The following is a 12,487-nucleotide window of genomic DNA, read 5'->3' on the forward strand; positions in this document are numbered from 1 at the left end:
CCGTAAAGCGGACTGAAAGCCGCTATACGGAACGGAAACAAATAATAATTAAACATTAATAATTAACCCCGTGTCTCTGTGTTTAAAAACAATAATAATTAAACATTAACAACTAATAATTATCAACTTATGAACAGAAAACAATTTTTACTACAGGCATTTATTTTAGCCTGTCTTTTTCAATTTTCGTTTTTCAATTTTAGTGCAAAAGCACAGGTAACAATCGGGGCTGATAGCCAACCTAACGAGAATGCAGTGTTGGATTTACATTCCAACTATGCTACCGGAAAATATGGGGGCTTGCTGATGCCTCGTGTGGCTCTGACTTCGACAGCATCAGCTTCGCCATTGGCAACTCATGTAGCGGGGATGACAGTGTACAATACAAAAACTACAACAGGTGATATGGCTGTGTATCCGGGATTGTATTTCAACGATGGTACAAAGTGGATTCGTCAGCAAGAAGCTATTGAAGAAGATGAGCGCACCATTGTGTATGTTAATAAAAACGACCCGAATCTTTCGGGGACTCGGTTCGATGATGTGCCGTTGTTGGATGATGAGGGAAATGCAAATCCCGACTTTGTAAACGACAATAGTTTGAAAGCAAACGTTAACTATATTTATGTTGCTTCAGATAATACTATGTGGATATACGACAGTGGTAGTAGTAAGTACATTAGCTACAAATCTCCTGCGGCTACCGCTTGGTACAAATCGGGATCGTCCTTAGATGCCGGAGCCGATAAAGAAGGACGTATTTCGCGCAACGGTTTTATTGGCATAGGGCGGACTGCATCGAAAAACATTGCTATTGCTGCGCTCAACGAGAACTTGGATCATAGTGGAGGCTATGTTTATGCTACTTACTCAAAATCGTTAATAGTATCTAATGGTACACAACCATCTTACCAGCGGGGAGTTGTAAGTGTTGCACACCAACGAGTGCCTACTGGGGTTACTAATTCTGGAAATCTGATAGGACTATTATCGCAAACATATAAAAACGGAACGGATAATGGAGGGACTCTTAATGCAATGAGGGGTGTTTATGTTGCTTACGGACACTCAGATGTTGATGATGCGGGAACAACTAATACTGCTGCCGGATTATACATCACTCCTTATATTCAGTCGGGCGAAATTACTACAAGTTACGATATTTACTTAGGTGCTTACAATGGTACGGGTACAATAGCCAATAAATACGGGATTTACATTGCCGGTTCAGACAAGGCCAACTATATACAGGGAACTTTGGGTTTGGGTGTGACTGCGCCTACTGCACGTTTGGATATAAGAGGTTATCTTCGCCTTGCCGGTACTGACCCTCTGGGAACTGATAATCCGGAAGTGGGTATGTTACGACATATCGTAGCATCGGGTTTGCAGGTATACAGAGATGGGGCTTGGCGACGTATACACGATGATAGTTATAATACCGGAGCTGTGAAGGTAGGTACTCCTGCTATAACAGAAAAGGGGGCGCTTCGCTTAACGGATGAAGGTGATTTTCAGATTTATAATGGCAGTGCTTGGCAAACTATTATGACGATAGATACACCTTAAAGATACAGATCCGAATAAAAGCAGAGAGGGTGTCAAAAAAAATTTTTTTTGACACCCTCTCGAACTTGATTGCACTGCAAAGCGTGTTTGTTTAGCTTGTCCGGGAATTACGCAAATTTCATTCCTTTTTTAAGCTTAAAATGCGGCGATTAACAGCCCTATGTCGTTGTATTTTATGCCGTAATAGTTGGCTATAAGGTGGTTTACCATGATACCTCCGTATACGTACACTCCGTGCCTGAATCCCGAACTTTCTGATATGGCTGATTTTACACTGCCCGAATTGCCGATTTTCAGCAGCATCGGGGCAAATATGTTGCTCAGGGTCATAGAAGTGGTACGCGCCACACGTGCCGATATGTTGGGAACGCAATAATGAATTACACCATGTTTCTCGTAAACAGGATTTTTAATTGTCCGGCATTCCGATGTTTCGAAACACCCCCCCTGGTCTACACTCAGGTCGATAATTATTGCGCCTTTTTTCATGGTCTTTACCAGGTCTTCCGAAATCATAAGTAGCTCCGAATCGTTTATGTACCGGAGGTTGGCAATGACTGCGTCGGCCGATGCCAATGCTTTGAAAAGCACGTTGGGGTGTATTACCGATGTAAAAACGTGCTGTCCCAATTGCTGTTTTATCTTGCGGAGCTTGTTTATATCATGGTCGAATATTTTAACTTCGGCTCCGATGGCCAAAGCTGTTTGTGCGGCTACCGTACAGGTTATTCCGGCACCCAATATCAATACTTCGGTGGGCGGAACGCCTGCTACGCTCCCCAGGAGCAAGCCTTTTCCTCCGTGCTCGCTGGTCATTAGTTCCGAAGCCACTGCTATGGCCGAAATTCCTTCTATTTCGGATAAGGAGTTGACTACGGGAAATGCTTTTTGCTCATCTTTAATCAGCTCGTAGGCAATGGCATTCATCTTTTTATCAATCATCAGTTGGATACATTCCTTCGAGAGGTTGTTGAGTTGTAATAATGAGAGGATAGTAGAGCCGTCGTTCATCATTTTTAATTCTGACAGGGTAGGAGGGGCAACTTTTAAAACGATGTCGGCACTGAAAACATCCGACGCGTTGTCTACCAGAAAAGCCCCTGCCTCGCTGTATTGCAGGTCGGTGTAAGAAATAGGAAGCCCTGCCCCCCGTTGTATGTAAACGCTGTGCCCTTCTTCGGTAACTATTGCCACGCCTTCGGGGGTAAGCCCCAGCCGGTTTTCTATATCATCATCTTCTTTCGGGATACCGATAGAGAGGCGGGGGTTCTTGGCTATCTCGCGCAATAGGCATTCTTCCGGAAAAAGTTTCTGTTGAGTTTTAGGGTCTATTTTCATTATTACAGTTTTTTTGTTTAATACAAAACTAACGATATTTTGTTAAAATTCCAAATAACCCGGCAATGTATCTACTCTGCCTTGTGTCTTCAAATAACTCTTTTTGTAGTCGTGCGTATGCTTACACTACTAAAATCGTAAAAACAGATTCTTTTTTCCCGTTTTTTGCACATTTGTATTAACATCTGTTTTTTTGTTTCTAAATTTTGTGCATCTGTGATGCCGAAAAATGTGAAAATCGGATTTATTCTCTAAAACCGGAATAATATTTTTGCTTCTGAAATATACCACTAAGGATAGCGAAATCAGGATAATTTACTTCAGAGGACATTTAGGTGTCTCTCTGGAGTGAGTTAGTAAGATCGTATAAGAGTATAGACAGATGAGAAGTTTTTTGTTTTTTTTAATAATCTCCGTTTTCAGTTTTTCAGCTTTTTCCCAGCAAAAGTATTATGTAAAAAGCAACGGGAGTGATACCTCTATGCCGGGCACATCGTGGGCACATGCTTTTAAGAGTATCGATAAGGCTCTTTTGTCGGCACAGGCGGGCGATACGGTTTTTGTTGCTGCCGGAACATACCGTCAGGATTTTTTCAGGATGAAAGAGGGAGTTCAGGTATATGGTGGATTTTCGGGTACGGGCGAGGGAAGTTATGCTTCTCAGGTTGATACATTAAACTATAAGACCATACTTTATGGTAAGGCACGGAACTGGAGTTATCGTGCGGAGCGGGTTTTTGAACAACCTGACAACTTTGCGCATAAAACCGAATGGGCCGGTTTCCGCATCACTCTCGACCCTTCGGCCAAACACTCTGGCGGAGGAGTACGGTTGCGGCAAAATGGTGTTTTACGGCTGTGCACGGTGCATGGTAACCTGATAAATGAAAGTACCGAGTTTGTAAAAGGTGCCGGGGTGTATATCGGCATAGGGGCATTACTTGTTGATTGTATGGTTACGAACAACAAGATGACCAATTCGGGTACGAGCGAAGGTGCCGGAGTTTATAACGAAGGTGAGATGATTAATTGTATCGTTTCGGGTAATACTATGCCTAACAATGGAGGTGATAAGTATGGTTGCGGTGTGTTTAATGAATCTACAGGAAGAATTTCGAACTGTATAATTGCCAATAACAAGATGTCGGGGCATTTAATGCATGGAATCGGGATTTACAACTGTACCGGAGGGGTGGTTGAGTCGTGCCAGATAAGTAATAATACCTTGGGCAACCCTACAGGATGGTACACAACCCTTCTTGGCGGAGGTGCTTATAATATGGGGGTGTTGAAAAACTGTCATATTGAAAGTAATATGGCTAATGCCGGAGGTGGAGTGTATATGGAGGGTGCAGGCTCGGTGGTGCGGGAGTGTGTGATAAGAAATAATAGTACAGAAACCAAAAACGGCTCGCACGGTGGAGGTGTATATATTGCAGGGGGCGAGGTGCTGAACTGTGAGGTAAGTTTGAACAATGCTAAAATGAACGGCGGCGGAATTTACCTTCATGCAGCAGCAAAAGCTATCAACTGTTTGGTTACGCATAATAAATCGAAAGAAAAAAACCGTGGCGACGGAAACGGAGTGTATGTTAACCACCCTCAGGCTGAGGTGATAAACTGTACTGTGCTTAACAACATGGAGGGAACCAAAAGCGGTGTTTATAATAATGGGCAGTTGATAAACAGTATCGTTTGGGGGCATGGCAGCAACATTGCCGGAAGTGGTAGTTTCAGCTATTCTTTGGTGCAGGGAAATAGTTCTACTGCCGATTATAACGTTGATACGAGTACGATGGATGCAAACGATATTTTTCTTGATTATGATAATGAAGAGTATCGGCTGAAAAGAATCAGTCCGGCTGCTAACAGGGGGGATAATGTTGCAAATGCTACCTCTACCGATTTGGCAGGGATGCCTCGTATTATAGATAAGCAAATTGACTTAGGTGCATACGAGAGTGCAAACTGCTGGATGGGAGGTGAAGATAGTTTGTGGAATAACCCGAATAACTGGACAGCGAATGAGGTCATAAGGTATGACGACGACCTGATTTTCCATGTGGATGCACAGCGAAATTGCTATTTGTCTGACGGGCAGGCGAAAACCGTACATAATATTTTGAATCCTACAGCTAAGCTAATTCATTTGGTTGATGCTGAATTGGTTATTACAGGGCAAGTTTCGGAAATAGCTACGGCTAATATCCATTCGGCACGGTCGGCAAACAATGAGCCGGGCACAGTTTCTTTTGGCGGAGCTGAAACACAAACTATATATCCCGGCACTTTCGATGGGAATGGAGTTGGCATATTTCACCTTAATAAAACTCAGGAAAGTGCATATGTTGTTTTAAAAAGCGATTTGATCATAACCGATTCTATAAAACACACACAGGGTTATGTTGATGCCCTTACCCATAAGCCGGCAATAACGCTTTTCAATACTGTATCGCCGGAGTTGTTTTTTTCAGGAAAGCCATTTATAGATACTTCGGTATACGATTTTTCGATAATGAATACCGGATTGGTTTATCATACCGACAGCCTTACGGTAGCAAACGGCCTTACAATATCGGCAAACAGTACGTTTGCGCTACTTCCGTCCACTTTTCTGAAAGTGAAATTATTGCAGAATTTTGCTGACGAAGACGGGCTACTGATAAAAGCCGACCCTGGTAGGCAAAAACCTAATCCGACTCTGATATTTCATAATGAGTGTGCAAGGGATGCTTCTCCACACGAGAGCTCCTCGCAGGAGGTGCGGGCTACAGTAGAAATGTACACGCGGTCGAGCTATAACCCCGAAGCACCGGAGGGAAGCCGTTTCAAATGGCAGTTTGTAGGGATACCTTTGACTGAACTGACCGGCCTTATGCCAACCTTCAACAACTGTTGGATCAGGTCGTTCAACGAGCCGGCAATGCGCGAGGAAGACCTTTGGCTTGAGTTGGGAGAGAACGGGCGGTTAGAGCCTTTTAAGGGTTATGAATTGGTATCAAAAAATCCCGAAAATCCGATTCTGTACAAAGGCGTGTTGGAAAACAACGATTTCGAGGGCAACCCTCTTACCGAAACAAGTGGTGCATTATATTCGGGGCAGCACTTGTATGCTAACCCATACATGGCTGCAATACCCATCAGCAGCTTAACTACGCCCGATGGTGCTGTATATCTGTTCAACACCGGGAGCTATAACGAATGGGAAGAATGGGGGAGCGGCTCACCCGAATATACGGGCGAATTTCATTCGGGAAAATACATTGCCGTTCCGGTTAATCAAGCCGGACAAAACGGCTTGCCGAGGAATATACCTTCTATGCAGGGTTTTTTAATAAAGACTTTACCTGTTTTGCTCAGGTCGCAGCGCTCTTCCGGCAATTTATATGTGGACTATGACAATGTAGTGAAAAACATCGCAGTACGGCGCAGTGCGGAAGAGAATAAAGAAGCGAAGATTTCCACACTTATAACTTTAAAGGGTAAGTCTTTGTATGATAAACTTTGGATATTTACGGAAGATAGTTGTTCACATTCGTTCGATTTTGGTTGGGATGCTGAAAAACTCATTTCAAGCTCTCCCTACTCATCACATATTTATGTGGCAGGTAAAGATGCCGACTTGCAGGTAAGTTCGGTAGACACCATCGGCACGATAGGGTTGGGATTTAAGCCGGGTATTTCGGATACGGATTACACACTTGTGTTTGAGCACGAAAATGCAGAGTTGAGATACTCCGCTATTTACCTTGTGGACTTGGAGAAAAGAATTGTGATTGATGTAACCCGCAGTGGGAGCGAATACACCTTCGCGACAGACAATTATAAATCTGCATCAAAACGGTTTCTGCTAATGACCAATCTTATCGACGCAGATGTGCAAACTCCGGCAATAAGTATTTCGACATACAATAAAAACATCCTGATTGAAAATAATACCAACGCTTCGGGAGAGATTGCATTGTACGATTTGTCAGGACGATTTTTGTGTCAGCAGTCTCTGAGTGCAAACAGGACTGAACTTGTCAGTGCTGATTTATATACAGGGGTGTATATAGTCAAGGTTTCGGCAGGAAACGAAGAAGTAACACAACGTGTTGTAATTAGTAACTAAGAGAGTGTGCCGGTATGAAATTGAGATTAAAAGTAAGTGTATTAATTCCGTTCACCATGTTGAGCCTTGCTGTGGGGTCGGTTTATTTTTCGTTCAAAGACAGCATTGTAAACGAGCAGGATGTTATGCTCGCATACTCCATCGATTTTGCAACAAGCTCGTATAAAACACCAATTAGTAAAGATATAAAAGAAGGAAAGCCTAAAGATGATAATTTGCTGATTCCGCAAGTTGAACTTAGCAAAAACATTTCCGACGAATTGTTCAATAAAGAAAACTTGCATGAAATACGTTTTACACCCGCCCCAATTGCCTTGCAAGCAAGCAGTGTGACGAAACATACTAAAGAGGATGCGGTGAGTATTAATTCTTCGGGCGGTGGCGGTAGTGGTAGCTCGTCTTTGTCCTTGCTTGCAGGTTTGGCAAAGAAGCAGAATGTTAATATTAATAATAATGCTATGCTTGCGAGTGCAAGCCGGAAAAATTTTTCGCCCGAAGAACAGTCGGAAGAAGCCGAAACGGTTGATAGGCTTACTCACCCCGGCTTTGAGCCCTTGTCCGATTCGCTGCCTTTATCAGCTAATGTTTTTATTTTGCTGGTATTTGCCGGAATCTATATTGTTCTGAAAAAACTGTATTTGAAATAAATTCTGAAGGGGGGTATCAAAAGCTCTATTATCGAATGTAAATATCCGCGAATAAACGCATATTTACATTCGATTTTTTTCTGACGGTTTTTTTCTGTTTTTAGAACAATGTCATTTGTCCGCCTTCTTCTGAACTTGGTGGATTTTTCACAACATCGTCGGGCAGTACCGAATCGTTTTTTTGAATATCTTTGCTCTCTTCTTCTGCTTTTTTCTTTTCTGCTTTTGCAGGAATTTCCTCATTGGTTTCGTCCTGTATCAGTTCTTCTTCTGTCAGAATTTCGTCATCACCATTATTTTCCCCTTCGTCGGGTAATTCATCTTCTTTTTTTTCGGCGAAGCGCAAAGGCTCTAATTCCTTTATATTCTTCACGTTGAATGTTGTAAGGCGTTTTCCTCTTGCTTTGAAGCTCTTGACCCCGATAAACGATTCGGCATCTACTTCCAGTGTGCCACGGTGTTCGTCGCTTCCTCCGAATAATACTTCGAATCGTGGGTAGTCGGCATTGGATATCGAGGCTATTCTTGAGTTTGGAGTTTCGCCTATGAAACTTGCAGGTTTTTGTGACGGTTCGAACTGAAAGCGTTTCAGATAATAGAATTTCTGTTCGGCATCGTAAAAAGCAACTGACCATACTTTGTTTGCATCGAATTTTTCTATTGCCAGAATGTCTTTTTCGAAGTGGTTGGTCAGGTCGAAATTGGTGGTATAGAACGTACCGTTCATCGACACCACTAAAATAGAATCGTCGCTTTGAAACTCTCCCAGATAGTCGCCACGTCCGTCGTAATTCAGGCGCAGTACATCGGGGTCGAACCATACCTTGCGACCGCCCAGCGTAGAACCTCCTTTTTGTTTCAGGGTTATTTTCTGAACGTCGTTTTTTGTCAGTATATTCCCCATCGACTGGCGTCCTTTTATGGCTATATCGCTGAAATCTTTTTCCAGATTCAGTTTTATCAGTCGCGGTTTGGGTTTCAGCACTATGCGGATAACTTCAGCTTCGCCATTCGGGTTTTCTGAGAAATACATTACTTTTGTTCCCGGTTTGCCTTGTGTCAAATCGTATTCCTTATCGCGCGACACACCCGTTACAGCAAAGCGTTTGATATAGTAAGGCCCTGCCTTGCCATCGCGGTACACTACATTGTATATAGTGCGTTTGTCGTTTTTTTTGAATACATTGACAAAAAGTATGTCCTTGCCTACGAATACTTTGTCGGACACTTTTACTATTTTGTACTTGCCGTCTTTGAAGAAAACGATAACGTCGTCTATCTCGGAACAGTTGCAAACAAAAATGTCTTTTTTCAAGCCTGTACCGATAAATCCTTCGTCGTAGTTTACATACAGCTTTTCGGTAGCTTCGATAACCTTTGTAGCTTCGATAGACTCAAAGTTGCGTATTTCAGTTTTCCGGGGGTAGTTGCTGCCGTATTTGCTTTTTAGCCCTTCGAACCATTTTATGGTATATTCCACCAAATGTTCGAGGTTGTAGTTTATTTCCTCTATTTTGTTTTGAATAGAAATTAAAGTGTCGTTTGCCTTATCCGAGTCGAATTTGGTTATCCGCTTCATCCGTATTTCGAGCAGTTTCAGAATATCATCAGTAGTCAATTCGCGGATAAAATCTTTTTTGAAAGGTTCAAGGCGTTTGTCAATATGCGCTACCACGAGGTCTTGCGAGTCGCTCTCTTCAAATTCCTTGTCTTTATAAATGCGGTTTTCGATAAATATCTTCTCCAGCGAGATAAAGAAAAATTGTTCCTGAAGCTCTGCTTTCTGAATTTCCAGTTCCTGTTTCAATAAGTCCTTTGTATGGTCGGTGTTTGTGCGAAGCATTTCGCTGATACCAAGAAAACGCGGCTTATTGTCGTGGATAACGCAACAGTTGGGTGAAATACTGATTTCGCAGTCGGTAAACGCATAAAGGGCGTCAATCGTTTTGTCGGACGAAGTGCCCGGTGCCAGATGCACCAGTATTTCTACGTTTGCGGCCGTATTGTCGTCTACCTTACGGATTTTTATTTTGCCCTTTTCGCTTGCACGGATGATTGATTCAATTACTTTGGAGGTATTTGTTCCGTACGGTATTTCGCTTATAACAAGTGTTTTATTGTCGAGCTTACTTATTTTGGAACGAATTTTTACTGCCCCGCCCCGCTCGCCATCGTTGTAGCGGCTTACGTCTATTGAGCCTCCTGTCTGGAAATCGGGGTACAGTTCAAACTCTTCATCATTGAGATAAGCCACACATGCATCAATTACTTCATTGAAATTGTGAGGCAGAATTTTTGAGTTAAGGCCTACGGCAATCCCTTCCACTCCTTGTACTAAAAGCAGGGGAAATTTGATAGGGAGCGTTATAGGCTCTTTATTACGTCCATCGTAAGAGAGTTTCCATTCGGTGGTTTTAGGATTGAAAACCGTTTCGAGCGCAAACTTGGTAAGGCGTGCTTCGATATAACGCGGTGCGGCTGCGCCGTCGCCTGTGAGAATATTCCCCCAGTTTCCCTGCGTATCTATCAGCAGGTCTTTCTGCCCCAATTGCACCAGCGCATCGCCAATAGAAGCGTCGCCGTGCGGGTGATACTGCATGGTGTGACCTACAAGATTGGCTACCTTATTGTAGCGTCCATCCTCTTTTTCGCGCATAGAGTGCAGTATGCGCCGTTGTACGGGTTTAAGCCCATCGTAAATATCGGGTACGGCACGTTCCAGAATCACGTATGAGGCATAGTCCAAAAACCAGTTTTGGTACATGCCCGACAGGTGGTGGGTTATAGCATCATCTTTTACAGGGACTTTGTATTTCGAATGGCCTGCTTCCTCCAATGAATCGTTGTCAACGACATCTTCCGTATTTGCCATTTCTTCAGCCCCTTCTTCCGGCTCCAGTATATCGTCTTTGCTCATAAAAGTGTGTGTATTTTATTTTCTTCAAGCTAAGGAAAACAGCCATCTTGTATAAATGGACTTACAAAATTACAAAAAATAACGAAAAAATAAGTACCTTTGTCCGTCTTTTAAAATAAATAAAATTACCGGTTTACGAGTCTCGATTGTAAATTGGCAAATGGTAAATTGTAAATAAATTATGGCTTCACAAGACGATGTTTTCAAAAAATTGATTGCGCATAGCAAAGAGTATGGTTTTGTTTTTCCTTCAAGTGAAATTTACGATGGCTTAGGGGCGGTGTACGACTATGGGCAAAACGGGGTTGAGCTGAAAAATAATATAAAACGCTATTGGTGGGATTCGATGATATTGTTGAACGAAAATGTTGTTGGCATTGACGCCGCTATTTTTATGCACCCTACTACGTGGAAAGCCTCAGGACACGTGGATGCTTTCAACGACCCGCTGATTGACAATAAAGATAGTAAAAAACGGTATCGTGCCGATGTGCTGATTGAAGACCTGCTGGCTAAGTACGACGAAAAGATAGACAAAGAAATACAGAAAGCTGCTAAACGATTTGGCGATAGCTTTGACGAGAAACAATTCCGTGAAACAAACCCGCGTGTGCTCGAAAATCAGGCAAAGCGTGACGAGATTCATGCGCGGTTTGTAAAAGCGTTGAATGATTCGGACTTGGACGAACTGAAAGCTATTATTGTGGATTATGATGTGGTTGACCCTATAAGCGGGACTAAAAACTGGACGGATGTACGCCAGTTTAACCTGATGTTCTCTACCGAAATGGGCTCTACTGCCGATGGTGCAATGAAAATATACCTTCGTCCCGAAACTGCGCAGGGGATATTTGTAAATTATCTGAATGTGCAAAAAACCGGACGGATGAAAATTCCTTTCGGGATAGCGCAAATAGGTAAGGCTTTCCGCAACGAGATAGTTGCCCGTCAGTTTATTTTCCGTATGCGTGAGTTTGAGCAGATGGAAATGCAATTCTTTGTTCGTCCGGGCGAGGAAATGAAATGGTTTGAGCATTGGAAAGAGATGCGTATCCGTTGGCACAAAGCTCTTGGGCTGGGCGACCATAAATACCGTTTTCACGACCACGATAAACTGGCTCACTATGCTAATGCGGCTACCGACATAGAGTTTGAAATGCCTTTCGGATTCAAGGAAGTGGAAGGAATACACTCGCGTACTGATTTTGACCTGAGCAGTCACGAGAAATTCTCAGGAAAAAACATTAAATACTTCGACCCCGAACTTAACCAGTCGTACACTCCGTATGTTATCGAAACTTCGATAGGGGTCGACCGTACTTTCCTATCCATCATGGCGGCATCGTATTGCGAAGAACAACTGGAAGGCGGCGACAGCCGTGTGGTATTAAAACTTCCACCTGTATTGGCTCCGGTGAAAGTGGCTATCTTACCATTGGTGAAAAAAGACGGGCTTCCTGAGAAGGCACGCGAGATAATGGATAATCTGAAATTTGATTTCAAATGTACCTATGATGAAAAGGATTCTATCGGGAAACGCTACCGTCGTCAGGATGCTATAGGAACTCCGTTTTGTATCACGATAGACCACCAGACTTTGGAGGATGACTGTGTGACTGTGCGCCACCGTGACAACATGGAACAGGAACGTGTGAAAATCAGCGACCTATTCGGTATTATCGACCAACAGGTAAATATGAAAAACCTGTTCAGGAAGATAGTGAAGTAAGTAGCTCGTTGTTTATAAAATTATAATGCGGCTTAACCTCTGAGGTTGAGCCGTTTTTTTATGAATTGTAAGGAGCGATTTTGGTTCTTATTCGGTTTAAGGATAATGTATATATAATAGAACAAGGCAACCAAAAGCTGCCTTGTTCTATTATTATCAGTATTTTGTGTAAA

6 protein-coding genes are annotated in these 12,487 nt (G+C 42.9%); 4 read left to right on the forward strand and 2 right to left on the reverse strand.

Annotation, left to right across the window (positions count from 1 at the left end; genetic code table 11):
• The first annotated feature begins 129 nt into the window (after positions 1–129).
• Entirely contained in the window at positions 130–1,569 is a 1,440-nt protein-coding gene (locus D0T49_RS08660) for a hypothetical protein (RefSeq protein WP_163630398.1), read from the forward strand.
• A 135-nt stretch (positions 1,570–1,704) separates the two neighbouring features.
• On the opposite strand, the gene D0T49_RS08665 is transcribed toward D0T49_RS08660, so the two are convergent.
• Complete coding sequence (locus D0T49_RS08665) at positions 1,705–2,907, reverse strand: alanine dehydrogenase (protein ID WP_163630400.1); 1,203 nt, start codon at positions 2,905–2,907, stop codon at positions 1,705–1,707.
• A gap of 382 nt (positions 2,908–3,289) precedes the next feature.
• Between D0T49_RS08665 and D0T49_RS08670 the strand changes: the two genes are divergently transcribed.
• Both D0T49_RS08670 and D0T49_RS08675 read left to right on the forward strand, forming a co-directional pair.
• The gene (locus D0T49_RS08670) at positions 3,290–7,021 is read left to right on the forward strand and encodes a T9SS type A sorting domain-containing protein (protein WP_163630402.1); all 3,732 of its coding nucleotides are present in this window, start codon (positions 3,290–3,292) and stop codon (positions 7,019–7,021) included.
• Positions 7,022–7,035: 14 nt separating this feature from the next.
• Positions 7,036–7,668 carry a hypothetical protein gene (locus D0T49_RS08675; protein WP_163630404.1) on the forward strand — a complete coding sequence of 211 codons (633 nt, stop codon included), beginning with the start codon at positions 7,036–7,038 and terminating at the stop codon, positions 7,666–7,668.
• 100 nt (positions 7,669–7,768) lie between these two features.
• Here D0T49_RS08675 and D0T49_RS08680 read toward each other — a convergent pair whose 3' ends face one another.
• A complete protein-coding gene (locus D0T49_RS08680) occupies positions 7,769–10,585 on the reverse strand; it encodes a DNA gyrase/topoisomerase IV subunit A (RefSeq protein ID WP_163630406.1) in 2,817 nt (938 codons plus the stop codon).
• Positions 10,586–10,766: 181 nt separating this feature from the next.
• Here D0T49_RS08680 and D0T49_RS08685 point away from each other — a divergent pair, with 181 nt between their 5' ends.
• Entirely contained in the window at positions 10,767–12,314 is a 1,548-nt protein-coding gene (locus D0T49_RS08685; RefSeq protein WP_163630408.1) for a glycine--tRNA ligase, read from the forward strand.
• Positions 12,315–12,487 lie beyond the last annotated feature (173 nt).

It is taken from the genome of Paludibacter sp. 221 (genome assembly GCF_010501035.1).
Taxonomy (GTDB): domain Bacteria; phylum Bacteroidota; class Bacteroidia; order Bacteroidales; family Paludibacteraceae; genus QVMH01.

Excerpts from the sequence above, each read along its gene's own strand:
- D0T49_RS08660 (WP_163630398.1), top strand. The coding sequence starts at position 130 with ATGAACAGAAAACAATTTTTACTACAGGCATTTATTTTAGCCTGTCTT.
- D0T49_RS08670 (WP_163630402.1), top strand. The coding sequence starts at position 3,290 with ATGAGAAGTTTTTTGTTTTTTTTAATAATCTCCGTTTTCAGTTTTTCA.
- D0T49_RS08685 (WP_163630408.1), top strand. The coding sequence starts at position 10,767 with ATGGCTTCACAAGACGATGTTTTCAAAAAATTGATTGCGCATAGCAAA.
- D0T49_RS08675 (WP_163630404.1), top strand. The coding sequence starts at position 7,036 with ATGAAATTGAGATTAAAAGTAAGTGTATTAATTCCGTTCACCATGTTG.
- D0T49_RS08680 (WP_163630406.1), bottom strand. The coding sequence starts at position 10,585 with ATGAGCAAAGACGATATACTGGAGCCGGAAGAAGGGGCTGAAGAAATG.
- D0T49_RS08665 (WP_163630400.1), bottom strand. The coding sequence starts at position 2,907 with ATGAAAATAGACCCTAAAACTCAACAGAAACTTTTTCCGGAAGAATGC.